26 protein-coding genes and 1 tRNA gene are annotated in these 26,604 nt (G+C 47.1%); 12 read left to right on the top strand and 15 right to left on the bottom strand.

The window, feature by feature from the left end:
• Positions 1 to 106: 106 nt before the first annotated feature.
• Together dctP and JW881_05290 are read right to left on the bottom strand one after the other, a co-directional pair.
• Positions 107 to 1,132 (bottom strand): TRAP transporter substrate-binding protein DctP, encoded by a 1,026-nt coding sequence (gene dctP / locus JW881_05295; protein ID MBN1696908.1) that lies wholly within the window; start codon positions 1,130 to 1,132, stop codon positions 107 to 109.
• A gap of 249 nt (positions 1,133 to 1,381) precedes the next feature.
• Complete coding sequence (locus JW881_05290; GenBank protein ID MBN1696907.1) at positions 1,382 to 2,182, bottom strand: hypothetical protein; 801 nt, start codon at positions 2,180 to 2,182, stop codon at positions 1,382 to 1,384.
• 171 nt (positions 2,183 to 2,353) lie between these two features.
• On the opposite strand from JW881_05290, the gene JW881_05285 reads away from it, so the two are divergent.
• The 3 genes from JW881_05285 to JW881_05275 all read left to right on the top strand — a co-directional run bounded on the left by JW881_05285 (position 2,354) and on the right by JW881_05275 (position 5,909).
• Positions 2,354 to 3,508 (top strand): aldo/keto reductase, encoded by a 1,155-nt coding sequence (locus JW881_05285; protein MBN1696906.1) that lies wholly within the window; start codon positions 2,354 to 2,356, stop codon positions 3,506 to 3,508.
• 99 nt (positions 3,509 to 3,607) lie between these two features.
• On the top strand, positions 3,608 to 4,918 hold the full coding sequence (locus JW881_05280) for a histidine--tRNA ligase (protein ID MBN1696905.1): 1,311 nt from the start codon (positions 3,608 to 3,610) through the stop codon (positions 4,916 to 4,918).
• Positions 4,919 to 4,955: 37 nt separating this feature from the next.
• Positions 4,956 to 5,909, top strand: coding sequence for a DUF2817 domain-containing protein (locus tag JW881_05275; protein ID MBN1696904.1), 954 nt, complete (start codon positions 4,956 to 4,958; stop codon positions 5,907 to 5,909).
• Here the strand turns inward: JW881_05275 and JW881_05270 are convergent.
• The 8 genes from JW881_05270 to JW881_05235 all read right to left on the bottom strand — a co-directional run bounded on the left by JW881_05270 (position 5,869) and on the right by JW881_05235 (position 12,442).
• Entirely contained in the window at positions 5,869 to 8,070 is a 2,202-nt protein-coding gene (locus JW881_05270; protein MBN1696903.1) for a hypothetical protein, read from the bottom strand. The genes JW881_05275 and JW881_05270 overlap by 41 nt on opposite strands.
• Before the next feature lie 181 nt (positions 8,071 to 8,251).
• Positions 8,252 to 8,896, bottom strand: a complete 645-nt coding sequence (locus JW881_05265; protein ID MBN1696902.1) for a hypothetical protein — start codon at positions 8,894 to 8,896, stop codon at positions 8,252 to 8,254.
• Between the two features lie 241 nt (positions 8,897 to 9,137).
• Positions 9,138 to 9,473, bottom strand: coding sequence for a divalent-cation tolerance protein CutA (locus JW881_05260; protein ID MBN1696901.1), 336 nt, complete (start codon positions 9,471 to 9,473; stop codon positions 9,138 to 9,140).
• Positions 9,474 to 9,567: 94 nt separating this feature from the next.
• A complete protein-coding gene (locus JW881_05255) occupies positions 9,568 to 10,116 on the bottom strand; it encodes a hypothetical protein (GenBank protein MBN1696900.1) in 549 nt (182 codons plus the stop codon).
• Positions 10,113 to 10,706, bottom strand: coding sequence for a winged helix-turn-helix domain-containing protein (locus JW881_05250; GenBank protein MBN1696899.1), 594 nt, complete (start codon positions 10,704 to 10,706; stop codon positions 10,113 to 10,115). The genes JW881_05255 and JW881_05250 overlap by 4 nt, the downstream gene beginning before the upstream one ends.
• A gap of 47 nt (positions 10,707 to 10,753) precedes the next feature.
• The gene (locus JW881_05245; GenBank protein ID MBN1696898.1) at positions 10,754 to 11,443 is read right to left on the bottom strand and encodes a PspA/IM30 family protein; all 690 of its coding nucleotides are present in this window, start codon (positions 11,441 to 11,443) and stop codon (positions 10,754 to 10,756) included.
• 18 nt (positions 11,444 to 11,461) lie between these two features.
• Entirely contained in the window at positions 11,462 to 11,812 is a 351-nt protein-coding gene (locus tag JW881_05240; GenBank protein ID MBN1696897.1) for a hypothetical protein, read from the bottom strand.
• 81 nt (positions 11,813 to 11,893) lie between these two features.
• Positions 11,894 to 12,442, bottom strand: coding sequence for an anti-sigma factor antagonist (locus JW881_05235; GenBank protein MBN1696896.1), 549 nt, complete (start codon positions 12,440 to 12,442; stop codon positions 11,894 to 11,896).
• Between the two features lie 406 nt (positions 12,443 to 12,848).
• On the opposite strand from JW881_05235, the gene JW881_05230 reads away from it, so the two are divergent.
• Both JW881_05230 and JW881_05225 read left to right on the top strand, forming a co-directional pair.
• Positions 12,849 to 13,643 carry a TrmJ/YjtD family RNA methyltransferase gene (locus JW881_05230; protein MBN1696895.1) on the top strand — a complete coding sequence of 265 codons (795 nt, stop codon included), beginning with the start codon at positions 12,849 to 12,851 and terminating at the stop codon, positions 13,641 to 13,643.
• 45 nt (positions 13,644 to 13,688) lie between these two features.
• Positions 13,689 to 14,525 carry a hypothetical protein gene (locus JW881_05225; protein MBN1696894.1) on the top strand — a complete coding sequence of 279 codons (837 nt, stop codon included), beginning with the start codon at positions 13,689 to 13,691 and terminating at the stop codon, positions 14,523 to 14,525.
• 82 nt (positions 14,526 to 14,607) lie between these two features.
• On the opposite strand, the gene JW881_05220 is transcribed toward JW881_05225, so the two are convergent.
• On the bottom strand, positions 14,608 to 16,827 hold the full coding sequence (locus tag JW881_05220; GenBank protein ID MBN1696893.1) for a hypothetical protein: 2,220 nt from the start codon (positions 16,825 to 16,827) through the stop codon (positions 14,608 to 14,610).
• A 398-nt stretch (positions 16,828 to 17,225) separates the two neighbouring features.
• Here JW881_05220 and JW881_05215 point away from each other — a divergent pair, with 398 nt between their 5' ends.
• From JW881_05215 to JW881_05205, 3 genes are all read left to right on the top strand, one after another.
• On the top strand, positions 17,226 to 19,736 hold the full coding sequence (locus tag JW881_05215) for a S49 family peptidase (protein MBN1696892.1): 2,511 nt from the start codon (positions 17,226 to 17,228) through the stop codon (positions 19,734 to 19,736).
• A gap of 215 nt (positions 19,737 to 19,951) precedes the next feature.
• Positions 19,952 to 20,236, top strand: a complete 285-nt coding sequence (locus JW881_05210) for a hypothetical protein (protein MBN1696891.1) — start codon at positions 19,952 to 19,954, stop codon at positions 20,234 to 20,236.
• Positions 20,237 to 20,252: 16 nt separating this feature from the next.
• Positions 20,253 to 20,657 carry a DUF4332 domain-containing protein gene (locus JW881_05205; GenBank protein ID MBN1696890.1) on the top strand — a complete coding sequence of 135 codons (405 nt, stop codon included), beginning with the start codon at positions 20,253 to 20,255 and terminating at the stop codon, positions 20,655 to 20,657.
• Between the two features lie 166 nt (positions 20,658 to 20,823).
• On the opposite strand, the gene JW881_05200 is transcribed toward JW881_05205, so the two are convergent.
• The gene (locus JW881_05200; protein ID MBN1696889.1) at positions 20,824 to 21,102 is read right to left on the bottom strand and encodes a hypothetical protein; all 279 of its coding nucleotides are present in this window, start codon (positions 21,100 to 21,102) and stop codon (positions 20,824 to 20,826) included.
• Between JW881_05200 and JW881_05195 the strand changes: the two genes are divergently transcribed.
• Entirely contained in the window at positions 21,094 to 21,363 is a 270-nt protein-coding gene (locus JW881_05195; GenBank protein ID MBN1696888.1) for a hypothetical protein, read from the top strand. The two genes, JW881_05200 and JW881_05195, sit on opposite strands and share 9 nt — an antisense overlap.
• A gap of 79 nt (positions 21,364 to 21,442) precedes the next feature.
• Here JW881_05195 and JW881_05190 read toward each other — a convergent pair whose 3' ends face one another.
• Positions 21,443 to 22,729: a cation:proton antiporter gene (locus JW881_05190; GenBank protein ID MBN1696887.1), complete on the bottom strand. Its 1,287-nt coding sequence runs from the start codon at positions 22,727 to 22,729 to the stop codon at positions 21,443 to 21,445.
• 22 nt (positions 22,730 to 22,751) lie between these two features.
• Complete coding sequence (locus JW881_05185; GenBank protein ID MBN1696886.1) at positions 22,752 to 23,558, bottom strand: PTS sugar transporter subunit IIA; 807 nt, start codon at positions 23,556 to 23,558, stop codon at positions 22,752 to 22,754.
• A 153-nt stretch (positions 23,559 to 23,711) separates the two neighbouring features.
• Here JW881_05185 and JW881_05180 point away from each other — a divergent pair.
• Positions 23,712 to 23,785 (top strand) — tRNA-Arg (locus tag JW881_05180).
• Here JW881_05180 and JW881_05175 read toward each other — a convergent pair.
• A complete protein-coding gene (locus tag JW881_05175; protein ID MBN1696885.1) occupies positions 23,759 to 24,487 on the bottom strand; it encodes a PTS sugar transporter subunit IIA in 729 nt (242 codons plus the stop codon). The two genes, JW881_05180 and JW881_05175, sit on opposite strands and share 27 nt — an antisense overlap.
• A gap of 153 nt (positions 24,488 to 24,640) precedes the next feature.
• Between JW881_05175 and JW881_05170 the strand changes: the two genes are divergently transcribed.
• Both JW881_05170 and araD read left to right on the top strand, forming a co-directional pair.
• A complete protein-coding gene (locus JW881_05170; GenBank protein MBN1696884.1) occupies positions 24,641 to 25,678 on the top strand; it encodes an alcohol dehydrogenase catalytic domain-containing protein in 1,038 nt (345 codons plus the stop codon).
• A gap of 209 nt (positions 25,679 to 25,887) precedes the next feature.
• Positions 25,888 to 26,598, top strand: coding sequence for an L-ribulose-5-phosphate 4-epimerase AraD (araD, locus tag JW881_05165; protein MBN1696883.1), 711 nt, complete (start codon positions 25,888 to 25,890; stop codon positions 26,596 to 26,598).
• Positions 26,599 to 26,604 lie beyond the last annotated feature (6 nt).

The raw sequence follows: 26,604 nt of genomic DNA, 5'->3' as shown, positions 1-26,604 counted from the left end.
AGGGGGATTGCCTCGATTACCGCCGGAACCCTGTCGTGATTCAAGGCCTTCGAACCCGGGTGATTATCGAACCGCATATTTTTGCGTTGATAAAAAAAAGGTGAAATCATTCATTTTCAATGGAAAAACTCTTGTTTTTCTGGTTTCTATATTCTTCGAGGTATGTGAGGACCAGGTTATAGGCCTCCTCACCGAAATCGGTCGATATAAGCTTTTCGAAATTTTCTTCGACAAGCTTTTCCCATTTCACCTCGTCTTCCGGTGTAACTTCCTGAACAACTAAACCGTGCTGTTGCATAATTGCGATCGCCTCGTTGTCCGCTTCGATCATCCGTGTATTCACTTTCTGCAGAATATTTCTTGCAGACTTTTTGAGTTGCGGTCTGAGATCTTCCGGTATCTTTTGCCAGATCGATTTCGAGATCAACAGACCAGCAGTCATGGGTGCCCAATTTATCGCCGTCATATTGTCCGCCACCGCAAACCATTGGTACACCGCGGCCGAAAGGGGAGATGTAGCAAGTCCGTCTATCATCCCGCTTTGAAGTGAGGTAAGGATATCCGGTACCCCGAGGGGGATGACACTGAATCCCGCCTTTTTCCATATCTGCACGACAGCAGGGGAACCCTCCCACAGCCACATTTTCTGGTTTTTCAAATCTTCCGGCGTTCGGACCGGATTCCGGGTGAAGAAATGGACCCATCCGGCAAAGGTGAACCCGATCGCGATAAACTGTTTTTTCTCCAGTTCTTTTTCCAGATACGGAGTCATCCTTTCGAGTATATAGAATAGCTCGTCTTCCGTCCGGATAAGCATGGGAACGGAAATTGACAAAATCCCTTTTTCGATCTTGTTGATACCGATGCAGGTGATGGCGGCAGCGTGAAGTTGTCTTAATTTTATTTTACGTATCATTACGTCCTCGTCACCCGCGATACCGCCGGGATATATCTTGAGAACGACCTTTCCATTTGAAAGTCTGGACCATTCGGCTGCGAGTTCCTTGAGACTTTTATCCCAGAGGGAGTTGGCCGGTGCCAGACTTCCCAGTTTGATCGTTATTCCGTAGAGGCCGGTCCAGGAAGCAATGATGACGAATAAAACGATAAGTAACTGTTTTTTAGATTGCATGAAATTCCCCCTTAATCTCCTTGCCGGCTTTTATGTATAATTATTCAATAAACACGGGTTGAACTCAATGTTTTTACATAAAGCAGGACAAACCCGACAAATGCTACCGTATCAATTAAAGTTTCTTAGGTATAGATTACACCGATTTCAGGGATGTTACAATATCCTCTTCGACGAAATCCCGGGTTTTCTTCTTCAGCCATATTACATGCCGTCACGTTTCGGGAACGTTTGTGGCATATGGCAATATTAATCCTTTTCCCGAGGGGTATCTTCCTCTTTTGGGATAAAAAGATAGGTATGTCCGGGCTGGATGAGTAATGTCGCCGTTTCCGGATCGAACGGAGCGGTATCCGGTGTCATTATATATTCGGTGACGAGAAAAAAATCGGCTTTGACGAGGATATCGCCAAACAGAATAAATCCGAAGTTATTCCCGTACAACCGGTTTTCCGATATCGCAAGCAGCCTGTGTTCGTTAACGAAGACCTCCAACTCGTTTTTAAAACGCCTGACGGCAATTTTATTTTCGGACGGATTGCGGTTGACAAATGTCGACCGCTGCCAGTTGATAAGGGTTTCCCACTCGTTGTTCTTACGTATTCCGTAAAGGATGTAATCCTCAAAAATAATGATAAATGAAGCGTTTTTTTTATCGGGATCGGCCCCCCATGTTATACCGTAACTGCATTCGCCTTTACCCGCGATCTTGATGATTTTGCTTTCGATGATAAAATCGTGCCGGTTGGTTATGGTAATGGGAAGACATGAAAATGTCGCTTCATGCTTTTTTTTGTTTTCAAGGAAATAGTGACCCTCTTCGATGCGGGAGATTGTCTTGTGATCGCCGTTCGTCGTCCACCCGTTGAGATTGTCGTCGAATTTATCGGAAAATACGATTTTTTCTTCAAGGACGGGAACAATTTCTTCTTTTTCCACGATAGCCGGGGTGACCGGGACAATGACCGGGCGTGACGCGCATCCAACCGCAGCCAGTGCCATGACGGTAAATGCCATGACAGTCGGGTATGTATACTTTTTGATCTTCAAAGGGCATACTCCTTTCCTAAATATCGGAATATAATGCCGTGAAAAAAGGGAAAATATTCCGGGGGCGAACACGTCCGTCCGAATGTTTCGGGCGCATCGCCGCGCATACCGGCAGGGTGTTGTCTTTTACCGGATATTTCATTAATATGTATGATATGAGGAGCAAGGTCAATGCGATATAACAAATTCGGCAAACTGGATATCGACGTATCGATACTGGGTTTTGGCGCGATGAGACTACCCATGGTAAAGGATACCGGGGAAATCGACGAAGAAACGGCAACGGAAATGATTCATACGGCGATCGATAACGGTGTAAACTATTTTGATACGGCGTATCCGTATCATAATAAAAAAAGCGAGTCTTTTTTGGGAAAAATACTCGGCGACGGTTACGGGAAAAACGTGATGCTCGCGACGAAACTCCCCCCATGGCTTGTAAAAACGCAGGATGACTGTGAACGAATTTTCAACGAACAGCGTGGGAAGCTGAAAACGGATACGATCGATTTTTATCTTTTTCACGCTTTGAACGGGGAAAGCTGGGCTCGACTAAAGCAATGCGGCGCAGTGGAATGGGCCGAGAAAAAGATATCGGATGGATCGATACGATATCTGGGATTTTCATTCCACGGAGAATACAAGGATTTTATCCATATAACCGATGATTACGAGTGGACATTCTGCCAGATTCAGTACAATTACATCGACGTCGACAACCAGGCGGGGAAAAGAGGGCTTCTTCATGCGGCATCGAAAGGAATGGCGGTGGTCGTGATGGAACCACTTTTAGGCGGAAAACTCGTTGAGTCTCCCCCGCACATCGGTTCGATATGGGATGTCGCGCACACAAAGCGTACACCGGTGGAATGGGCGCTTCGATGGTTGTGGGATCAGCCCGAGGTCACCACCGTTCTGAGTGGAATGAGTTCTCCCCGCCATGTACGCGAAAACCTTCTTTATGCCGGCCGTGCCCTGCAAAACAATCTCTCTGATGAAGAACATGCATTGTACGAGAGAGTCAGGGCGGCATATAAACGGTACTGTCCGATTCCCTGCACGATGTGCCGGTATTGTATGCCGTGTCCGTCCGGGATCGATATTCCATGGAATATGTCACTCTATAATGACGGCGTCATGTATGAAAGTCCAGGAGAGGTCCGGGTAGGGTATCGAAACATGCCGAAAAACAAACGGGCCGATCAATGTACGGCGTGCGGTCAGTGTGAAGAACTGTGTCCGCAGGGGATTAATATAAGCGAATGGATGTCGAAGATACACCGCGTTCTGGGAGAAGGGGAGACGTTCCCGGAGCTGGCGAAATAATGGCCTTTTCTTAGCCGCTTGACCAAATCACCGCTACTTTTTATAGTGATTCAATATAAATCGAGCCGATACCGGAAATAAAGCAATAAGGATATAACTATGGAAAGCAACAGATTGTCCGATAAATCGTATAAGGGAACCCGTGATTTTTATCCGGATGACATGGTGTACCGTAACTGGTACTTTTCAACGGTCCGTCACGTCGTGGAAAGCTACGGGTATGAAGAATACCACAGTCCGCTTCTTGAACCGTTTGATATCTATGCCGCAAAAAGCGGGGACGAAGTCGCAAAAGAACAGCTTTACCTTTTTGAAGACAAAGGAGGGCGTAAGGTTGCCATCCGGCCGGAGATGACCCCTTCGGTCGCACGCATGGTCGCGGCACGGCTCGAGTCCCTCACGTTTCCCCTTCGCTGGTACAGTGTTGCAAATTTTCTGCGGTACGAAAAACCGCAGAAAGGGCGTCTGAGGGAACACTGGCAGGTGAATGTGGATATTTTCGGTTCGGATGCGATCGAGGCGGATGTTGAAATCGTATCGGTTATTATCTCGATCATGCGGGCGTTTCAGGCGGATGAAACGATGTTCAGGATAAAGATCAGCAACCGGAAATTTTTCAATGATGTGCTTACCGATATTCTCAAAATAAAGCAGGATCAGGTGGGGATTATTTCGAAAGCAGTGGATAAAAAATCCAAGATCGCACCGGAGACCTACCGCGGATGGCTCAAAGATATCGGACTATCGGCAAAAACAATCGACAAACTCGAGGAGATATTTACACTGAGTTTTGCAGATATCGCCGGGAGGATGGGAATCGATTCCGAAGGGGCCAGGGAACTTTACAGGCTTTTTCTTCTTCTTCAGAAGACGGGGCTGGATAGATACGGCGGGTTTGATTTTTCCATTATCAGGGGGTTCGATTATTATACGGGAACCGTTTTCGAGGTGTACGACACCTCATCCGAAAACAGAAGAAGTCTTTTCGGAGGCGGGCGATACGACAATCTTGTGGGTATGTTCAAGGACATTTCGATTTCCGGGATCGGATTCGGTCTGGGTGATGTGACATTTCAGCATTTTCTCGAGCTTCATCGTCTTATCCCCGAAGATATCAAAAACCGGAAAAAGGTACTCATTACACGGTTTCTTGGTATGCCGTCGGAACATTATTTCAAACTCTCGGATGAACTTCGTCAGGCCGATATTGCAAACGCGATATATCTGGCGGAGAATGACAAGTTTACCAAACAGATACGCTTCGCGGAAAAGAAAGGATTCACTATTCTCCTCATACTCGGCGAAGATGAATTAAGGGAAGGAAACGTGACGATAAAACACCTCGGCACAAGAAACCAGGTTTGCGTTCCCAGGGGATTGTGTATCGAGAAGATTAAGGAACTCATGTGACAGGGGAAAACGGCGCGGTCGCAGCCGCGGGAAGCCAATGGTAGCCATGATGTTTTTTTCGAATATGACGTGTTGTCCGATAAAACACGGGGTAAAAACAGGGTGGTTGCGGCTTGTTTTTATTTTCGCTGTGCTTCCCGTGATCTGCTCCTGTATAAATCCGGGGGATAAAGAAAGAGGCCGCGATTACATCCAGATGAATCGGTCGAGCAGCGCCGCCTGTCTGGTTGCTTCTTCGATCATCGGGCAATCCGTTAACGATAAATCCATAAAGGTCGTCGAAGTGGGCGCGGGATATGAAACCGGTCTTGTCGTTATCGGGGGGATACACGGAAATGAGCGGAACACCGCCGCGCTCGTCGGTGATCTGATGGGTATATACACGGAAAAACCGAATCTCGTTCCGCGCCCCCTGCGCCTTTTTTTCGTCCCCCTCCTGAATCCCGATGGTTTTGAACAATCCGGCCGGAAGAATATCCACGGTGTGGATCTCAACAGGAATTTTCCCACTTCGAACTGGAGGAGTGACGCGATATCCCCATTCAGGAGGATCGAAGGAAGCGGGGGGCAAACTCCTGCTTCCGAACCGGAAGTCCGGGCGATAGTCGACTGGCTTCTTGACGAAGTAAAGAGGAAGGTAAAGAAGGTATATCTCATCTCGTATCACTCGGCGTATAAAAACGGCTCGGTACAGCCGGGATACCGGTTCTATGGCAAGCCGGATGAAGAAACCGTTCGATTTGCTGCCCGGATCGCCGAAACCGCCGGATATACTTATTTGAACACATGGATAACTTCAAACCACGTGACGGGTGAACTCATCAATTGGTGCGGCGAAAACGGGATAACGTCCGTCGATATCGAATTGCCGTCGTATGAATCGCCGGATATCGTCCCCGCCGGGAAGAACGAAACGACGCGGCAAACCCACGAACGGGTGCTGGCAAAGATTATGATGTATCTCGAAGAAGGTCTTTCAACCGGTCGGTGATCTTCATGCTTTCCGTCATGATCCCTTTAATATGACTTATATTGTTTACCATTTCGCTGATCTCCGTCGATATGCTCGCGACCGCGTTCATGACGTTTGTCGTGGAATCGACCAACCCTTCAATGTGTCCTCGGATGATCCTGCTTCCCGAACTTTGTTTGTCCGCCTGTTGTTTTATTTCCTGTGATGTCGTACTCAGCCTTTCCAGTGAATGCAGTACCTGTTCGCTGGCCGTTTTTTGTTCGAGAATCGCCGTGTATATGGATTGCACCTGGTCGACGGTTGAAGCGGTTTTGCCGCTGATTGCCTTGAATATTTCGATGACCTGGTTGTTTGTCGAAACCCCCTCCTCGATTTTGCGGATGATGCTTGTTATGTGCTTGAGAATTTCCGCCGAACGTTCCGCCGAACCGCCCGCTAGCCGTTTTATTTCTCCTGCGACGACGGCAAAACCGGTTCCGTAATTGCCCGCATGGGCAGCTTCGATGGCCGCGTTAATGGCCAGAATGTTGGTCTGTTCCGCGAGATCACTCACCGCATCGATGATTTTATTCGCGTTAAAGGAAACGTCCATGATTTCCTCTATCGACCTGGCGGACTTAAGGACCGCCTTTTCACCTTTCCCCGTCATTTCTTCGAGCTGACTCACGAATTCCGATGTGAATTCGACATTTTTTGATATAACACCCGTGTTTTTAAGCATCTGATTAATTGTCGCCGATGTATGAGTGACCTGTTCCGTCTGCGCTTCGAGTCCTTTATAGATCCCTTCCAGCGAATCAAGGAGTAACATTACCATTTCCTCGGTTTTATTCACCACATCATTTTGCTGTTTCATGTCATCGGAAATACAAGCCGACCGTGATGTCATTTCCCGGATCGAGGCGGAAGCGGACGCGATACTTTCCCCGAGTGTTTTGCTCAAATTTGATACGGTTTCGGATACTTCCCGGATGTTTTCGATATATGTTCTGAGTTCGCCGGTTTTTCGTGAAATTTCGGCCGAATATATTTCAAGATCTTTGAACGCGCGGATCGTTTTTATCGATAAAGAAACGAACATCGACATATTGAAGAAGAAAATACCCGTGCCCTGAAGCCACGCGATCGGAGTTGTACCGGAAATCTGACAGATCATGTCATGCATCCCTAAAACGAAACCGATGAATGAGCCGATCATGATGGGGATGGCGTCCCGGTTTTGACGGATGACCGCGATAACGGAAATAACCACAAGAAAGACAAGTTCGAGTCCGGAAGGGATAAGTACCAGGGTGAACAGGTTCGGGATGATGTCCCTCGATCCCGCGTTCAGATAGAAAAGAAGAGAGAGAAGGACAGCCTTGGCCATGATGATCCGTTTGAACCATGTATTGTCGCATATATGAAGGTAATTAACGAAAAACACGACGAGCAACCCAAAGAAAAGTGGAAGAAACGATTGGGAAAAGGCACCCGCAATCCGGTAAGGCAGAAAGCTAACCTCGAGACCCATATTGAGAAAATAAAGGGAGAAACAGATATTGGTGAGTGCGAAATAAAGGTTGGTTTTTTCTTTTCTGCGGAAAGCATAGTGAAGGATGTAATAACCGCCGAGTATAAGGCAAAGCGCGCTGAAAATCCGGTATATTTCCACATTGATGAAGTTGAGTACCATGCCGTCGAAAATGTATTCATCATAATTGCCGATTGAAATTTCGGGTATCTCGAACTTTCCGTATTCATGAAACATCCTTACCGCGATGAGGTTGGGTTCGTCGTAGCGGACGATTTCCGGAGGTATGGCGTACTGTTTGAGAGATGCATCGTCAAAATTAAAATCAGGCGGAAAGCTTCCGTGAAACCCCGTGAGGACGCCATTGACAAATACTTCGACCGCTCCGAAAGTTTTCCCCAAAAGCAGAAAGATTTTTTCACCCTCAAGGCGTTTGGTAACGGTGAAAGAACCCCGAATCCAGAGAAACAGGGCGTCGTGCGGTTTTGATGTATCGAGGTCCGCCTTGTAGGGAAGCACACCTTTTTTCCAGCCTGCATCGTCAAACCCGGTGTTTTTGTATCGTGGATGGTCGTCGAATCTGAAACGCCATGTCGATGAAACTGCGGTTCTTTTTTCAATCGAGTGAATCGTATCTCCGGCTGCCGGAACCGTGAATGAAAGCAAAATGAATAAATGTAGTAAACTTTTTATTAAGGGACTCACAAAATTAAAGTATAGTCGTCCGCGGCACATATGCAAACCATTTTGAATATATTTTTATTCCCGTTTCGGGCATTACCGGCGGGTATCTCTCCTCCCCGGTAATGCCCGTTCAATAAAGGGAAACAGCTCTTCACTCGTTATCTTACCACTTGATAATGAGTTCAAGCCTGTCCTTTACCGACATCATATTGGATATGGGAATGCGGTAAGTACAGGTCTTTTTGTCGGCGGAAAGCTCACCGATATTATGTTCCTTGATCGGTTTCGGGGTTTCGACGCTGAATGCCAGTTCGTAACCGGCGAACATCGACTCGATCATCGCGATACTCTCTTCATCGACATCTTCCTCCGACCCCTCGGTGATGAGTTGCTTGTAGATATATGTTCCCCCTTCTTTTTTATAACTGATCGTCCATTCGGAGAAGGTTTCAGAGTCATTGAGTTTTTCGACATTATCGAACTCGAGTTCCGCATTGATTATGAGATCCTTTTCATTCTCTTCCTGTGTTACATTGACCACACGCAATCCTTCAATGCCTTCGACCTGTTCCTCAAAATCTTCCTTGGTAATGGGAAGCGGCATGTCGCTTCCTCCCTCTGCAGACGATTCCTCGCCTTCGCCTTCAGCCTCTTTTCCCATATTGAGCAGCATCTGCGAGATCCTGTACGAGAAAAAGATATGGCCCGAACCATCGGCATTGAGTTTGATCCTGCTTTCAACCCCCAAACAGGACGCGAGAAAAAAAGCAGTCATGATAACGATAACGATAATAATAGATTTCTTCATTTCAGGCTCCTTAATATAAGATAATCCCCCACAATGTCCACACCACTGTTCCGGTATTCCGGGAATACTAGGATAATTTATATTTATTTTCACCGCGTTGCTTTTTTATCCGGCTGCTGATGCATCCGTTCGATATAAAAAGATGTGAGACATATCCCTCCTTCTATGAAGGATAATACAATTAATCCAATATTGCCAGCGAAAAAGCCCCGTATTCGGTATATTCTTCCCGTCGCTGTAATCAAACCGGCGCAGCGGACACTGTTTCATCGATCCAGTTGAAATATGACGGGAGTCCGGCCGATATCGGTAGAAAGATGAGTTCCGGGATCTCGTAGGGATGGATCGTTTTTAAGACCTCCTCTATGCTTTTTGTGCATTTTTCTTTTGTTTTTATAAACATGAGGGCTTCTGTATCCTTTTCCACCTTTCCTTTCCACCAGTAAAAACTCGATATCGGACCGGCGATTTGTATGCACGCGGCAAGGCGTTTTTCCACGATTACCCTGGCAATATGTTCGGCGTCATCCTGAGGAGCCGCTATTATTCCCAGAACATACTCCTTCTTTGTTTTCATCTTTTTTTACCCCTTTATAGACTGTATTATTGATAATCCGTCTTCCGTAACGATGATTTTTGATCCGGGATATACCCGAATCAACAGCAGGATATTATCGATCGAGAAGACCGGAAAGCCCGGCTTCTTCAAGAAGCAACTTCAGATCGGATTTTATCCGGTCTTTCATTCGTCTGTATTCCGATAACGGCCCTCCGATCGGATCCGGGATGTCAAAACCGGACTCTCCGTCCTTATTCCGGACAAAACCTCCCAGGGTGAAGACACGGTCGGCCCAGCGGGGAACCGATGTTTTTACCGCGTCCGTTTGTTGCCGGGTCATCGTAAGAATAAGATCGGGTTTTTCGATTTTAGTGATCAGTCTCCCGCGATGCCGCTGACACCGCCGTACCGGTACCCCCTCTTCTCTCATGAGCATGTGCGCCGAGTTTTGCGAGATCGGCATATCGTCATATGAGGTGCCGGCGGATTCGATAATGATGTATCTGTTCATATCGGAAAGCGAATTGAATCGACTGAGAAGCATTTTTTCAAAGAGAATTTCGGCGACAGGTGAACGGCAACAGTTAGCCGTACAGACAAAGACGATGCGCAGGGGCCGCTTTTTCTGTTTTTTTTTCAATTCGGTTAAGAAGCTTTTCATTGGATCATATATCCTCCGTTTTTAATCGTTTTTATGAATGTGTCCGCTTCGGGCTTTGGAATTATTTTTGTCAATTTTTTACGGAGAGAGGATATATGGACATCCAGCACCCTGCTTTTAGTGTTTCCTCTTTTGTTCCAGATCGTATAAAACAACACTTCTCTGCTGACGGTTTTTCCCCGTTGTCTCAGCAAACGGGTAAGTATTTTATATTCATGTATAGAGAGGGGGGCGATTCCCAAGGCAGTTATTGCCCCGGTTCCCCTGAAGGAGATACTGCCCCAGGGAAAAGAATAATGCTTTTCACAGATGTTCTTGATACGGGTAAGCCTGACATCAAGCTCGTCAATCGCCCACTCGTCTTTAAGATAATCCGAACACCCTGATAGAAATGCCTTTCGTAAATAAGAAGGGCTTCCGTATCCGATTATCGGAAGCCCGTTGTCCGCCGTATTTCTCCGGTCCAGAATCGCCTCGATTTCTTCTGCCGGAGCGATATAGATATCCGCTTTGTCTTCAGTAAGCGGTTTTTCGGAAAAAAGAATCTCAATATCGTCACGTTCCCTGAAATAAAACTTTATTCGTTCCACCAGGGATTGACTGCCGGTGATGATATTGACTCTGAATTTGTTTTCTATTACTCCCCGCCGCCTTCTTTGTCCATTTTTGCCTTCAATTCCTCGAGAAGGAGGTCGGCACTCGTCCCCGAAGACTCGAGTTCCTTGAATTGTTTGTCCAGGTCGGATGATGCGCTCATATCTTCGAGTTCTCCCAGCGCATCGGCTTCTGCCTCTATTCTGTCGACCTTCTGGGACATTCTGTCGAACACGGCAAAAGCATTATTGTTTGCCATCGAGCCCATGGTCTGCTGGATTTTCTTTGTCGTCTCGGCCCTCTTTGCCCGTGCAATAAGGATATTCTTCTTTCTCTGGGCTTCCTCAATTTTCTGTTGAAGTGCCCGTAATGAATCCTTGAGTTTCGACACTGCGGCGTGCTGCGCTTCCCATTGGGGTTTTAACTCACCATGATAGTTCGCATACTCCTGTTTGCGAAGCAGTGCCTGTTTTGCAAGATCTTCTTTTCCGGCCTTGAGGGCGATCATTGCCTTGCCTTCCCATTCCTGTGCTTTCTGAAGATTTTCATTCATCTGCCGTTCGAGTCTTTTTTCATCGGCGATTGCAGAGGCGACACCTTTTTTTGCATCAATAAGATGTTCGTTCATATCGATAATCATCTGATTGAGCATTTTTTCCGGATCTTCTGCCTTGCTGATCAAATCATTTATATTTGCCTTGAATACGTCTGATACTCTCTTAAAAATTCCCATACGAAAGACCTCCTTTTCTTAATTTCGATACTCTGCAAGTACCTTGTAGTGTTGGGTCAGTGCCAATCCAATTGCGTCAAGAGAAGCCTGCAGTTCCTTTAAATCGAGGGTTTCTCCCTCAAGCGTATCAAGAAGGACGATTGCATTTCCTTCAATTGCATAAGCACCATGCATTAAATCCGTTGCATTGAGTGCTAAAAGCTTGCTGAAAAGTTCTTCCTTCCCTTTATTTGGCACTTGCATAACATTGACGGTAATTGTCACAATAGAATCCTCCAGAGTAACCGCGATATTTTGAAGCGACCTGCTTTCGTCTGAAATAATCCAGAGGTTATCCTCTTTTCGCTCATAGGGGACATCGAGCTCGATAAAATAATTCTCTATTTTCTCTTTGATATTCATAAGCCTCTCCCATATATTTAATATTTTGGATAAAGAAACGATGATTCCTTACCCAAGTAATACCTGGCCCGTATTATCGATCACCAGGATGCTTTTACATTCGGAACATCGAAATCGACCGGCTTTTATGGCTTTTAATTTTTTAGAGCAAATAGGGCATTTGAAAATTTTGGGGAATATTTCTGGTTTTAATTCGTCTGTTGTTTTTCTGAAAAAAGCAACCGCTTCTTCGAGGTTGTCTTTGATATTGAAAAATTGAGAAAAACCGAGGAGTTGAAACACTTCATATACCTTGGGTTGAATCTCGAGGAGGACAATATCTCCTCCGCGCGGTTTGACGGATTTAAGAAACGCCGTAAATGACCCGATTCCGGTACTTGACACATAGTTTAGTCCGCCGCAATGAAAAATAAGCTTTGTAAATCCCGATTCAATCGCTTTTCCCACACGTTTTTGAAAGTTGTTGGAATTATATGTGTCAATATAGCCTGTCAGGTATAAGGCAACAAGTCCATTTATATCTTTGAAATTCTGGAGTCGTATTTTTAGACTATCGTCCTTTTCGTCATCAAAACCAGGAACTATTTCATTATTCATAGTATTCCTTTATGCCCAATTATATTTACACGATTGCATAAAAAAAATCAACCTCACTGATACAGTTTATATATTATAAATCATACAGGTATTTGTCAAATAAAATTCAAAAAAAAGTATCATGTTTGCCGGTTTCTCTCACCTGCATTCTATCCATATCATATCATCGGTAATTTTTGTCTATTTCAAAAGACTATCCCGGATTTATTACAGTTTATCAATAATAACTACATTATCATAGTTTTCCAATCGTTTTCACGTATTTTACACGTTTTTATATCAAAGAGAAGTGGAATTTAACGGGTAAAAACTTAAAAATATGAACTTTTATCGCCGGATACGCCGTATATGCTTTTGTTTGCCATACGGTATACGGTCCGGCAGCGCGGTTTTCGCCTGATTCGGGATGATGAACGGGGGTCCGGTGCAGGTTGTCGAGACAAGCAACGATATGGTATCCTTTGTTATGGACAGTGCTTTGGAGAATATTCGCATCATTCTGGTTCATCCGCAGGATGCGAAAAATGTCGGTGCGGTATGCAGGGCAATGAAAACAATGCACGTGAAGTCGCTTGCCATTGTCGGAAGGAAAAGGCTTGATCTCACCGAGGTAAAAAATCTCGCCATTCATGCATATGATGTGTTCGAACAAGCGATGACGGTAAGCCGGCTTGAAGAGGCGATCGGGGATATTTCTCTCGTTCTGGGAGTAACGAGGCGGAGGGGGAAAAAAAGGAAATACTTTTCCCTGTCGCCGGAAGAGGCGATAGCAAAAATAATGCAGCATCCGAACGGAAAAGCGGCTTTTGTATTCGGAAATGAAGAATCGGGGCTTTCGGATGCCGAACTCGCTCTCTGCCATGTGGCCGTACACATCCCGAGTTCACCCCTTTTCCCTTCACTCAACCTTTCTCACGCCGTTCAAATTCTTGCCTACCTGTTATACAGGGAATCAACAACCGCCGGATCGCACTCACGATATACACCGATAACGGATGAAAAACTGAAACTGCTGGTCTCCGTGATGATTCACTCACTCAAACACATCGGGTTTTTTACAAGGGGCAAACCGGAAGATCTCGGCCGTTTTTTCAAGGATATTCTTGCCCGCGCCGGGCTGTCGGGAAGGGAGGCGAAAAGACTCGAAACGGTATTTCGAAAAATCAGCGGGCTTGTCGTAAAACATAGGGGCGGTTATTGACCCGCCGTATCGATATCGATATTATTTGAAATGAAAGGGGGAATTATGAAAAAAAAGGGAATAATTCTCATTATTTTTGCCCTGTTTATACTGCAGCTTCCTTTTGTTTTTCCCGTTTCCCGAACAGATTTTGACGATATTATCGACTTTTCAGTGACCCTCGAGGTACTGAGTCGGTCACTTGAAAGCGGAAATTATGATGCGATCGATACCAATAAACTCGTTCTCCTTAACGGTACAATGTCCGTCGTCAAACCCGCAAAATCAAATGCGTTTTTTCTCTCGCCCGACGATTTTCCCGTCCCTTCGAATTTCATTTTGAAATTGAAAAACGGAAAAGATCCCCTGTCGCGAATGCTCATGGAATCGGTTTCTGATCAATTGCGGACAAAAATCAAAGCTTACGGAAGTGCCTCATCCGGGACGGTCCTCCTTGTCAGGGAACTTGTTGCCGAACTAAATACCATTATCGAAAACGGTCCGCTTTATGAGCCTTCGCGTCTGAAATCCGTTGTTTCCGATAAGGACCTCCTCGCCCTTGCCTCATCATCACTGTCCGGAGAAGACGTCTCGTTCGTCAACAGGCTGATACTGGAATCGGCATATCCGGGAGACCTGAAGAAATTTGAGGTGCGTGTGGAAATTTTATACGGCACATGGGTAGGGTACGACGAAGTGAAGAGCTACAAGACGATTATCACCTTTACCGGCACCGAAACCTTTAAATTGTACAGGCGTAAAAGTACACGAAATGTGTCCGGGGCGATGATCGATGTGAATGCCACCGTGCTTATCGTGGCGCAGATTATCGAACCCATAACCCTGGTGACCGGAGAAAAAGCATGGCATCTGAACGGTGTGTATATCAGGGAGATCAAATAAGGATATCTCCAACTCCGGCATCCCGAATAGAAAATATCCTTATTTGGAATCACCATGAAATGGGACCCGCTTGCGGGCGGGGTCAAACCATAATACTCGAGGAGTTGGCCGTGATGGTAAGTGCCTGAAAGGCACATTTGCCGCAGTAACGCTGGTTGTTGATCAGGTATTTGACGGTTTCGTTCAATTGTTCCTGTTCCTTTGAATTGACGTTCGATGCGCTGCTGCCGCTTTTAATCCAGCCGAGCAGTTTCATGTTTTCCCTTGACTTGAACTCGTTTTCGAATACGTAGCGTTTAATCGCGTTCTGGTACGAGGGTTCGTCACTCAGAAGGACCGAATAACTGACACTCGCGATCGCGTCACTCAACTCTTTCCGGAAGGTGTCTTTATCCGGAATGCCAAGATACTGCTCGATGGTCTGCATGAACCGTTCGTCGGGCTGAACATCGGCCTGGGTGACTTCGTGTTTCACGGTGGTATTATGCGCATAAGCCCTGACGTGGTCCGTGTATTTCTTCCATGTCGTTTCGATAACCGTGTCGTCCCTGAGTATCGCGCTGTAAACGTCGCTCGCGATCTGGCCGAATATCCATTTCTTGACCTGGGGAAGAATTTTTTCCACATAGTGATTGAGCCGCGTCTTGTCTGTCGCAAAATTCTCTTTCAACGCGTTTTCGATACGCACGTAGAGATCGAGCGGGGTGACGCAGGGGTTCTGCAGTGCGATTGAGGTAAGCATGGCGGGATCGGTCTTTTCCTCCTTCAGGCGCTTTATGTTGGCATAATGTTCGTCGATCTGGAAATGTTCGGTGTTTTCAAAAACATTCTGGATGAAACGGGGATCGAGTCCGAATGTCCCCTCCGAGGGTTTGACGAACTCGAACTCCTCGAGAATTGTCCGTACCATATTATTGTCCACACCGCTGTCGGCCCGGCCCGCATAAATGAGTCCTTTTTGCAGGAGGGAAAGATTGGGATTCTGTTTTGATTCATATAGCCTCGTCATCACCGCGACCAGACTCAGGAATTGCAGGCTGTGGGGGGCGACGTGGGCGGTATGCTTCTTCGCTTTCACCCATTTCCGCTGTTCATTCGAATAGGTAAAGAGATAGATATTCTCTTCGTCCTTGAAATTGACAGAAAGCGGCATCTCTATGAATGTGGTTCGGGACTGGAGTGCCTCGAACGTTTTGTTCGCCATGAACATGTTGTACTCGTGAAAATTGGTATGTCCGATTATCACCCCATTGAAGGGGATCGGCGGCTGGCCTTCGGGCTTAAAAAACCTGTCCTGTGTTGCAAAAAGCATTTCATAGAGAAATTTGTCAGAAAGTTTGAGTATTTCATGAATTTCGACAAACCCGTTTGCGCCGCTGCAAAGCTCTCCTTTATAGTCATGGACAAGGGGATGAGATTCGCTGCCGAAGAGCGGAAGCAGGCTGTAGTCGATATTGCCGACGAGTGACCCCGCTTCCTGGCTTTTTTCGTCCCTCGGTGTGTATGAGCCGATACCTGCTTTAGTTCTGGCGTCGTATATCATCCTCCTCACTTTTAAAAAGGGTATGAGTTCTGCGAATGATATTTCTTTTTTATTCATGAATTCATTGATGATGAAATCGGCAAAGGGCGAGATCAGCCCGTCTATCTTGATTCTGAATTCGTTATCGTACTGGGGATGCGAGTGAAGAAACTCCTTGACCCGGCCGGGATCGAGCGATGCGTTGAGTTGTGCAAGAAAATCCTTTCTCAAGGCAGGGGGAATTATCTGAAGCGGCCGTTCGAAAATAGGCCCCTGGATATAATAAATATTTCCCTCCTTGAAGAGGGCTTTTTCCTTTAGCCGTTCGTCCAGGGTGGGGATGAGAAGGGTATAGGTTCTCCCCTCTTCCGTTTTTGAGTACATGTTCAATGCTCGTTTGATGCCGTCCATCGAGCGTGACTTGGCTGCCCCCGGGGGGCCCAGAAGGATCCACAATCGTTTGGAGGCCTCGAGCCCCCGGCTTGCATTATCGATTTTTTCAACAAGGTTTTCTTTTGCTTTCTGCTGGCCGAACACCACGTACTCACCGACAAGCTGCTCGTCCTCGAAAAATTTATACCGGTGGCGTATGGGTTTGCCTGGTATTATCGTATATTCGACACCGCTTGTGAGAATCATATCATGAAGCAGTTGAAAGGTATTTCGCGTAATCCATGGTTTTTGCTTGATAAGATCCAGATAATCGGGAAAAGAAAGAATTTCGTCTTCAGGCCTGTTTTCAGATGCTTTCTGGAAGATTTGATAAAGATTGGAATCCATAACCGCTCCTTCTTTTGAATCAGGTTTCCGTTGTCCCGACGACCGGCTGCCACTTCAATATATCACGTCATGTAAAAAAAACCATCCAACCGTTCGGTTTTCATATCAAAATCGGTGTAAAAACAACGTTCATTGAAAAAGATAAGCCGAAGAGCCAACGGCGTCAAGTAATATAACGCTTTTTATCGGGACGCGGGGTGGCGTCCCCGTGATCGTAGCGATACAATGTCACGGCCGTTATTCTGTTTATTACCATAGTATGACGGCTTCCTGACTCACGGCAAAATGATACCATATGTCTGTAATTTCCGGAATACCGGTGTTCCAATGCAGTGCTGTTCTTGACAGAATGACAATACGAAAGTACTCTGATCCGACACGAGAAAAGGAGGGAGATTGTGAAAAAAGTATTCTTTGGAATTTTATTTTTATTGGGATTGATTCCCTGTTTTCCCCAGCCGCCATTCACTCCGTATCACGATAATACGCAGTTTTTACTCGCCCCCCCGGGGGAGATGGATATCGGGCTTTACGGTTTTGTCAACCCCGCCGTGTTGAGTTACGTAAGATCGTTCGATACCATGACTGCTTTCTCCAATCTGGCCGATGACGAATATACCTTTGACCGCTTTGGATTTTTTCTGGCATTTCCCGGATTGGGTTTCGGTGTCATGAACAGACTCGGCTTGAATGATGACTGGAAGGCGACGTACAGGATATCCAGCAGTTTCGGTAATACCGCCTTCAGTGTCGGCTTCGGATACGAGTGGACGGAAGACGCTTCGGGCATATTCGATGCCGACAACCTTTATGTCATGGGACTTCTCGCACGGCCTTTCCCCTTCCTTTCGCTCGGTCTTTCCGGGAGTACATCCTTTTCGGGAGAGCACTATGAAGCGGTTTTTGAAACCGGCATAAGGCCGTTTCGGGCCGATTTCCTTACCCTTTTCGCCGATTATGCACTACAGGATTCCCGGGATTTTGACGAACTCCTTGACGGCACCTCGAGTATCGGGCTTGTTGCGCGATTTCCGTTTATCGAAGGGTTGTATTGTTCCGGACGGTTTTATCCGAAGACGCTCGATTTTTCAATCGGACTGAAAATATCATCGGGGTATTCAAGCCTGGCCGTCGTACCGCATTTTTCATCCGGGATGGGGATGACCCGTTTCACATATACCATGCGCGCGGGAGCCGCCGAACCCGGATTGATCGATACACTGGTGACAGGGGGCGGCAACTATGTTAAACTCGAATTGAACGGAACACTCGAATACCAGGGGGTTTCCTTTTTCCGTAAACGGAACACGCTTCTTTCTCTTTTAAAACAGATCGATAACGCGGGAAAAGATCCGTCGGTCGCCGGAATCGCGGTCAATACCTCGGGACTGCAGGCGGACGCTGAAATGTTATGGGAAATACGCCGGATGCTCGAGGATTTCAAAGCGTCGGGCAAACATGTCGTCATATACCTGGATAACGGGGGGGTCAATCTCTACCATCTCGCGACGGTCGCGGACAGGGTCGTCATCGATCCCCTGGGCGGGATCATGCTTCAGGGTTACCTCGCGGGCTTTTCCTTTTATAAAGGCAGCCTGGAAAAACTGGGGATCGGTTTCGAGGAAATCCGCCTCTATACCTATAAATCCGCTTTGGAATCGTTGTCGAGGGAATCGATGTCCGACGCGAACAGGGAACAGTACGACAGGTATATCGGTGATATTTACGATTATGTCAAAAAGGAAATTTGCGATGCGCGCGGAATAGCGGAAGACGAATTCGATACACTGGTGGATACCGTGATCCGCTTTAATGCCGAAACCGCGATATCTCACAACCTCGCCGATGCCGCCGGCAGGTGGGACGCGATTGAAGAGGAGATTGAAAAACTCGAAGGGAGAAAGACGGCCCTTATCCCCCCCGAGGCGATGATGTCGCTGAAAGGGCCGTATGACAAAAACTGGGGCGTTCCCAAAACGATCGCCGTCGTTTACGCCCTCGGTGTCTGCGCCATGGATACGGGAATCAAGGCGCGTTCGCTCGAGAAGGTCATCGATGCGGCGGGGGAAGATCCTGTTATCAGGGCCATTGTGGTCCGCGTCGATTCGCCCGGCGGCGATCCCCTTGCTTCGGACCTCGTCGCCGAGGCGATCGAACGCTGTAAAAAGAAAAAGCCGGTCGTCATTTCTCAGGGCCTGGTCGCGGGCTCGGGCGGGTATTGGCTTTCCATGAACGGGGACGCGATCTGCACCGCACCGCAGACCCTGACCGGTTCAATCGGCGCGATCGGGGGGTGGATGTACGATAATGGATTGAAAGAAAAGCTGGGAATCACCACGGATTTCGTAAAGCGGGGCGACCACGCGGATCTTGGATTCGGTTTTGCCCTCCCGTATCTCATGCTCGGATTACCGGACCGTAACCTGGATCAGGATGAACGGCGTATGCTCGAAGATACCATCGCCTATATTTACAAGCAGTTTGTCTCAAAAGTGGCTTCCGGCCGAAATAAAGAGGAAGATGAGATTGAGAAAATTGCGCAGGGAAGAATCTGGTCGGGGCTCGCGGCAAAGGAAGTGGGCCTTGCCGATGAAATCGGCGGGTTATGGAAGGCGATCGCGATTGCAAAGGAAATGGCGGGCATTCCCGAAAAGGAACGCGTCGAGATTGTCGAGCTTCCGGCGGTCGACTTCATGTCGGTCTACGCCCCCTTTCTGTCCCTGCTGGGGATAACGGTCAACGAAAAGGCGGACGGTATGGTTGACGCCGGCAGCGTGTTACCCGAAGCGGCGGCGCCGTTCGGCCCCCTTTTCGAATACCTCAGGTTCAGGCTCGATAATAACGGGAAGGCAATGCCGATCCTCGATTTCGAGATGATGGACGTTCTTTTGGGAGAAAGAAATTTCTGATGAGAGAATCACCGGAAAAACGGTGTTATCACGCGGCTGACGATATTGTATCCACGGGGACAAGGATGCAAATGTATTTAAAAAGGCAAAAAGTACAAGAAACTTATAATATTTATTGACTTTCTTGTATGCCGGGTCTATAAATAATATTACCATCGAATATAATTTCTGGATTATGAAGATGGAAAACCAATGGTAATATAAAGGAGAAAAAAATGAATGTCATTGCATTGATCGTACAAGCGGTAAGCGGTGCCGTCGGCGGAAACATCACCGGCAAGCTGGTGAAACCAATTGACATGGGCGTCGTTGTCAATTCGATCGCGGGTATTGTCGGGGGCGGACTCGGAGGCCAGCTTCTCAATATGCTCGGAGTGGCCGTCATGCCGTCCGGTTCTTTTGATATCGCGAGCATTCTGGCAAATGTCGCATCGGGCGCCGTGGGCGGTGGTGTTCTCATGACGATCGTCGGACTTGTCGCGAAACTATTCAAAAAATGAAAGGAGCACGGTATTAATGGCGAAACTTGAAGAAGTCGAGGGAATCGGCGTCAAATACGCGAAAATGTTGAAGAAAGCGGGAGTACGCTCTACGGGCGATCTGCTCAAAAAGGGAGCGACACCGGATGGACGTAAAAAAATCAGCGAAGGTTCGGGGATCACGCCGAAACTCGTTCTCGAATGGGTCAATCATGTGGATCTTTTCAGGATAAAGGGCGTTGGGTCGGAATACGCCGATCTTCTCGAAGAGGCGGGAGTCGATACGATTCCCGAGCTTTGCCAGAGAAGGGCCGACAATCTCTTTCAGAAAATGAAGGATATCAATACCTCGAAAAAACTGGTACGGAAAATACCGGTTGAAAAACAGGTCAACGACTGGATTGCCCAGGCGAAGAAGCTTCCGAGAATGATCACATATTAGTGAAAAAAAGATGGTCAACGAAAACCCCCCGGATTATGGGAAATGCGGAATCGTCGTTTTCGATGTCCGGTAATTCGATGCCGGCGCTGCTTTTTCCCCGCTCGGCCATATAAAGGGGGACCATCTTGTCTTTCTTCAGTGTTTTCCCTTTCCTGTGACGGATCGGTCATATCGTTTTCTTGATGATCCGCGAACCGATCTCGTCAAGATTTTTCATTTTCTCGATTCCGGTAAAAAAGTCTTTCAGTTCGACGATCACCTCGACGATGATGAGGCGGACAAGCTGTTCGTTAGCAGGCGATGTACTCAACAGGATGGATGATGCGTCCTGTCTGATCGTGATGAGGATGTCTTCCTTGCGCACCTGATAGATATTGTTTTCATAATTGAGTCTGTTGACGGAAAACTCCTCATTGATAAAAGCGTTTCTGATGTTGTGGCGCATGAAATCGGCGATTTTTATGCAATGGCTTTCGAGCGAACGGGTCCTGAACATCCCGCTGACGTAACGCATGCGATTATTGTCGAGAATGCCCAAAACACCGCATTGCTTTTGTTCGATTCGAACGGGACCATCCGTCGCGGAGATATTTCAGACAGGCGCGTTAAAGTAATGGAATTCCAGCCCGGGGAAGGTGTGTATTACTGCATTGGTGTCATACAGGACCTGCGTCTTGAGCATATCGACGGAATGCCGGAGAGATAAGATCGGGACACGATGAAGACGGGAGAAGGATTCGGGACGAGGCAATCCGAAGGCATCCTGAATCCGGATGCCGCATGTATCATTTCCCGGCAGGTCTGATTTCCCCGGCTTTTTGAAGGGCTATTTTCGTCAGGATGGGACCGATGATTTCAAAGATAATGCTCGTTGCGGTAATCGTTGTGATAATGGTCGTCCCGATGATTCCCCCCGCGTTGTCGGCGCCGATACCGTCGAACCTCTGTTTTACGATAAGCGAAAGGCCGATCGCGACGCCGGCCTGGGACAATATGCCCATTCCGAGGAATTTTTTTATTTTCGGCTCGGCTCCTCCGATACACGCCCCAAGCCATGCCCCGCTCATGAGACCGAACGATCGTGAAAGGACATAGACAATGCCGATCAGTCCCAGAGAAGGCAGGACATATACATTCAGATTCGATCCGGCGAGGGTGAAAAACAATATGAACAGGAGGGGGAGAACATTTGAAAGCTCTTCGCCGATTCTGTTGATATTCGTGTTGTCCAGCAAATTGACCAGCATGATTCCGGTCACCATGTTGGTGAGAATGACCGAAAGATGGAATACCTCGCATATGCCCGTGATTATAAAGACAAAGGCGAAAATAACGATAAAGATATCTTTATTTGAATGTAATTTTTTTACGATGAAACGCAGCAGTACGCCGAATACACATCCGATACCGAGACTGAGCCCTATTTCCATCAGCGGATTGACGATCAGTGTCATCATGTTCGACGTGTTTCCGGTCTGACTTTCCAGCAGGCTTTTTGCGATTGCAGCGGCAAAACCGAAGATGATTATTCCGAGACCGTCGTCGAACCCCACGACCGCATAGAGGGCTTTGGTGAGGCTTCCCCGCGCGTTATATTCCTTTATCACGGCAACCGTACCGGCGGGCGCGCTCGCGGGTGCGATCGAACCGAAGAGGAGTGCGAGGGGAAGCGCGATATGGTCCGGTACCGGACTCACCAGGGCAATGACATAGACGACCGCGGTGACAACGATAAACGCCATGAATGATTCCGAGATAATTATCAATATGATGCTTTTCCCCTGTTCTTTCAAGGCTTTTAAATGCAATTCCAGGCCTATACCCAGCGCGACGAATCCCAGAGCGATCTCCGTTATGAACGAGAGGTTGTTCATGACCGGTTCGTTCAATATATCAAGGAGGGAAGGTCCCAGAACGACCCCGATGATCATGAATCCGATGATCGAAGGCAGTTTTATGTATTTCATTGTCTTTCCGAAAAACAATCCGATAAAGGTGACGGTTCCGATAATGAGAATCAACGGCAGGTGCAGGTTCGTAAAAAAAGACTGGATCGTATTCAATATTTCCATAAATGTATCTCCATGTTAGGGTTCAGAAATCTATCTGGCCGTTCGAGTAAAACAACTCATTGGCGGTGATGAGAATCCCCGATTCTTTTTCGATCGTCTCGACGGTCGTGTTAATTTTCCGGATCACATTGTTTGCCAGTGTTTTATCGACGACTGCGATGATGATTTTGCTGTATTTTTTTTTCTCGTCCGTCCAGAACGATGTGTAAATCGGAAGCTTATGAAGGTAATACCCCGCGTTATAGGTCGACAGAACGGAAATCGAACCTTCGACGACCTCGGACAATATTTGCAGAATATCGTTAAAATATTTTTCCGTTTGAATGAAGATATGAAAAAGCACTTTCTCTTTTTCGATTATTTTCGTGTCTTCGGTTTTTGTGTTGCTTTCTATGATACGGAGAATGTCCTCCTTTGAACCCGCGTTCAGGATTGTCTGTATATTCTTTTTTATCAATCGTGAAATTGACGACAGCAGCTTGATGTGTTTGTTTCTCTGGTCGGCGGGGCCGATAATAAAGAAGAATATTTTTGTTTTTTTCCCGTCGATCGATTTGAAATCGACGCCCTTTTTATTGATTAAGATCCCTGTGACGAACTCGTTTATCGTATCGAAACTGCAATGCGGAATCGCCACGCTGTTTTCAAATCCGGTCGATCCTATTTCTTCCCTTTCCGCCAGTTTGGCGAATATTGCTTCTTCTGTTATGTTTTTCAATATGCCATTGCGTTTTGCCAGCGCGGCTATTTCTTTGAGTACCTCTGTTTTATCCGAAGCGGTCGAATCGATTTCCATACAATCCGGATTAATCAATGATAAAAGATTCATGGTTTCCTCCTTGGATAGTTATCTTATTAAATAAACATTACCTGTTCCGATTCACACTCTCGAAAGGGTTTCCATTGTCGAAAAATCCCGTCCCCCTCTCTTTGGCCATTGACATTATGCCGATTACATCGTAGACTCCGCATATAATGACAGGCCCCAGTAGCTCAGCAGGATAGAGCGTCGGTTTCCTAAACCGCAGGTCACACGTTCGAATCGTGTCTGGGGCAGTTTTTTTCAATTCGAATGAGAATCCCAAGAAACTCATCCGGACTTTCCGCATCCAGAAAACGTTTGAGAAGGTCACCGCTTTTAAAACACTCCGCCAGTCGCGCAAGAACCCGAAGATGTGCGGTCATACTGTTGATGCAGAGGAGACAGAAAAGAAAGGTCTTGTCCCCGTCGATCGATTCGAAATCGGTTCCCTTTCTGCACATCCCGAAGACCAGAAGGGGCTGCCGAATTTTGATTTCACGCGGGTTCCTGACATGGGGAAACGCGATTCCCTTCCATAATGCCGTCGACGCCATTTTTTCCCGCTGCAGCAGCTTTCTGATAAGTTCTTCGCCGTCATCGACTATTCCCCTGTCACGGAGAGGCTTGACCAATTGTTCCAGTATTTCTTTTTTCGTTCCCGGTTTCATGTCCGTGATGATAAACTCTTTTTGTGTGAGTCTGGAAACGGGAACAATCGGGGTGTCCGATTCGATAAGCCTGATCAGTTCATGTTGTGTTTTTTTTCCGGTTTTCGATTCCAGCCATCCGGTGATCGCGGACCGCTCGAACCGCCACTGGCTTCCGATTCTCACACAGGGAATCTCCCCCCGGTGAATCATCCTGAAAATGGTCTTTTCGGCCACCCTGAGGTATTGGGCTACCTCGGCAAGGGTCATAAAATCAGCAAGTTCTTCTTTTCTGTCAATATCAGCCATAATTAAAGTCCACTATTGTCTATTATAGTCAATTATTGGAAATTGTAAATACCCTGATACGCAAATAGTTCTTTTTTTTAGGTGATTCTCATACCGGGCGAGACCGATGCATCTTGACTTTCGATTCACAAATATTTACTATTGAAACAAGATATGAAAGCGGCCCGGCTCGTTGACAGGAAGAAAATAGAGATTTGTGACATCCCTCCGGTATCATTACGGAATGAGACCGATGTCCTCGTCAAAGTGGGGGTGGCGGGAATATGCGGATCGGACATTCATTATTACGAGAACGGCAATATCGGTGAACAGGTGATATCATTTCCCCAAATCCTCGGTCATGAAATGAGCGGTACCGTGGTTGCGGTCGCTTCCGGGGTCAATCGGGTCTCTCCCGGCGACAGGGTGGCGATTGATCCGGCGGTATCATGCTTTTCCTGTGACCAATGTAAAGCGGGAAGACCGCATACATGCAGAAGCCTGAAATTTCTGGGTTGTCCGGGGCAGCTCGAGGGCTGCTATACCGAATATGTCGTTATGCCGCAGGAAAGCTGTTATCCGGTTCCGGATTCGATGCCCCTGGAAATCGCCACGATCTGCGAACCCCTTTCCATCGGGTATTATGCCGTTCAAAGTGTCGGAGACGTGACGGGTAGAAATATCGGGATACTCGGCGCCGGCCCGATAGGGTTGAGTGTCATGCTGGTCTGTCTCATGAAGGGGGCCGGCCGGACATATGTCACCGATTTGCTGGATTACCGGTGTGATATAGCCCGGAAGCACGGCGCCTCGTGGACGGGAAATCCAAACAGCATCGATGTCGTGAGTGAGATCGGGAAACATGAACCGCTTCAGCTGGATTTCGTGTTCGAGTGCTGCGGAAAGCAGGAAGCCCTTGAACAGGCCCTCTTGCTCCTTAAGCCGGGAGGTACCCTTGCCGTCATTGGTATCCCTGGTTTTTCGCATTACCGCTTTCAGGCGGATATGGCACGGCGAAAAGAAATATGTATCCGGAATATCAGACGTCAGAATGAGTGTACCGGTATCGTGATCGATGCGGTCGCTTCAGGCAACCTCGATCCGGGATTTATGATAACGCATCGATTTCAGCTCGAAGAGATATCGAGGGCGTTTTCGATCGTTTCCGGCTACAGGGAGAATGTCGTAAAAGCAATGATCGCGATAGCGTAGAGAATACCGGGCGATATAAACATACCCGGGAAATGGATTCCGGCTTATAAACGGAATCGGGAAAGAGGGTGTCCGGCCCTTATGTGTTATCGTTAACGCATATCCGGATCGGCGATGGGAAAGCGCGACACAAGGATTCCGGTATCGCTCGTATGACCTTTTTATACCGGATGCCCTTGTTTTTATTATTTGGAAATGGAGTCGAGGAGATGAGTGATTTTAAAGCCCTTAAGGAAAGGGTATATCGATGCAACATGGAACTTGAGAGGCAAGGTATTGTTAAAAAAACCTTTGGGAATGCAAGCTGCATTGACAGGAACCGAAAAATTTTTGCCATAAAGCCGAGCGGCGTTCCGTACGAGGAACTCTCTCCGGAGAAGATGGTGATCGTCGATCTGGACAACAATGTTATTGAAGGCGATCTCAATCCATCGACGGACACCAAAACACATTCCTGTCTCTACTCGCATTTCCTCCTGATCGGAGGTGTGGTTCATACGCACTCGACATTTGCGGTCGCCTGGGCACAGGCAAAAAAACCGATTCCCGTGTTCGGGACGACCCACGCGGATTTCACCGCATCGGAAATACCATGTACAAAAGTGATGAGTGATAAGGCGATATCGGGAGATTATGAAATCGAAACTGGAAGGCTTATCGTCCGGACTTTTAAAAATCTTTCCTACCGGGAAATACAAATGGTCCTCGTTGCCTGTCATGGTCCATTCACCTGGGGAGAAACGCCGGAAAAGGCGGTTGACAACAGTATTATGCTTGAAGAAATTGCAAAAACGGCCTGCATCACGCTTAACATCAATCCTTACACGAAACACATAAAGAACACACTCATCCGCAAACACCATGATCGCAAACACGGCAGCAATGCCTATTATGGACAGTATAGCGGCCGATCTCTATGATACGCA

Source organism: Spirochaetales bacterium, from assembly GCA_016930085.1.
GTDB lineage: Bacteria > Spirochaetota > Spirochaetia > SZUA-6 > JAFGRV01 > JAFGHO01.
This window is presented reverse-complemented; position numbering and strand designations above follow the sequence as displayed.

Bases quoted from the DNA above. Each gene is read 5' to 3' on its own strand.
- JW881_05265 (MBN1696902.1), bottom strand. From the start codon at position 8,896: ATGAAGAAATCTATTATTATCGTTATCGTTATCATGACTGCTTTTTTT.
- JW881_05275 (MBN1696904.1), top strand. From the start codon at position 4,956: ATGGTAGCCATGATGTTTTTTTCGAATATGACGTGTTGTCCGATAAAA.
- JW881_05190 (MBN1696887.1), bottom strand. From the start codon at position 22,729: ATGGAAATATTGAATACGATCCAGTCTTTTTTTACGAACCTGCACCTG.
- JW881_05205 (MBN1696890.1), top strand. From the start codon at position 20,253: ATGGCGAAACTTGAAGAAGTCGAGGGAATCGGCGTCAAATACGCGAAA.
- JW881_05170 (MBN1696884.1), top strand. From the start codon at position 24,641: ATGAAAGCGGCCCGGCTCGTTGACAGGAAGAAAATAGAGATTTGTGAC.
- JW881_05175 (MBN1696885.1), bottom strand. From the start codon at position 24,487: ATGGCTGATATTGACAGAAAAGAAGAACTTGCTGATTTTATGACCCTT.
- JW881_05235 (MBN1696896.1), bottom strand. From the start codon at position 12,442: ATGAATAATGAAATAGTTCCTGGTTTTGATGACGAAAAGGACGATAGT.
- JW881_05185 (MBN1696886.1), bottom strand. From the start codon at position 23,558: ATGAATCTTTTATCATTGATTAATCCGGATTGTATGGAAATCGATTCG.
- dctP (MBN1696908.1), bottom strand. From the start codon at position 1,132: ATGCAATCTAAAAAACAGTTACTTATCGTTTTATTCGTCATCATTGCT.
- JW881_05200 (MBN1696889.1), bottom strand. From the start codon at position 21,102: ATGCGCCACAACATCAGAAACGCTTTTATCAATGAGGAGTTTTCCGTC.
- JW881_05255 (MBN1696900.1), bottom strand. From the start codon at position 10,116: ATGAAAAGCTTCTTAACCGAATTGAAAAAAAAACAGAAAAAGCGGCCC.
- JW881_05225 (MBN1696894.1), top strand. From the start codon at position 13,689: ATGAAAAAAAAGGGAATAATTCTCATTATTTTTGCCCTGTTTATACTG.
- araD (MBN1696883.1), top strand. From the start codon at position 25,888: ATGAGTGATTTTAAAGCCCTTAAGGAAAGGGTATATCGATGCAACATG.
- JW881_05220 (MBN1696893.1), bottom strand. From the start codon at position 16,827: ATGGATTCCAATCTTTATCAAATCTTCCAGAAAGCATCTGAAAACAGG.
- JW881_05280 (MBN1696905.1), top strand. From the start codon at position 3,608: ATGGAAAGCAACAGATTGTCCGATAAATCGTATAAGGGAACCCGTGAT.
- JW881_05245 (MBN1696898.1), bottom strand. From the start codon at position 11,443: ATGGGAATTTTTAAGAGAGTATCAGACGTATTCAAGGCAAATATAAAT.
- JW881_05230 (MBN1696895.1), top strand. From the start codon at position 12,849: ATGATGAACGGGGGTCCGGTGCAGGTTGTCGAGACAAGCAACGATATG.
- JW881_05210 (MBN1696891.1), top strand. From the start codon at position 19,952: ATGAATGTCATTGCATTGATCGTACAAGCGGTAAGCGGTGCCGTCGGC.
- JW881_05285 (MBN1696906.1), top strand. From the start codon at position 2,354: ATGCGATATAACAAATTCGGCAAACTGGATATCGACGTATCGATACTG.
- JW881_05260 (MBN1696901.1), bottom strand. From the start codon at position 9,473: ATGAAAACAAAGAAGGAGTATGTTCTGGGAATAATAGCGGCTCCTCAG.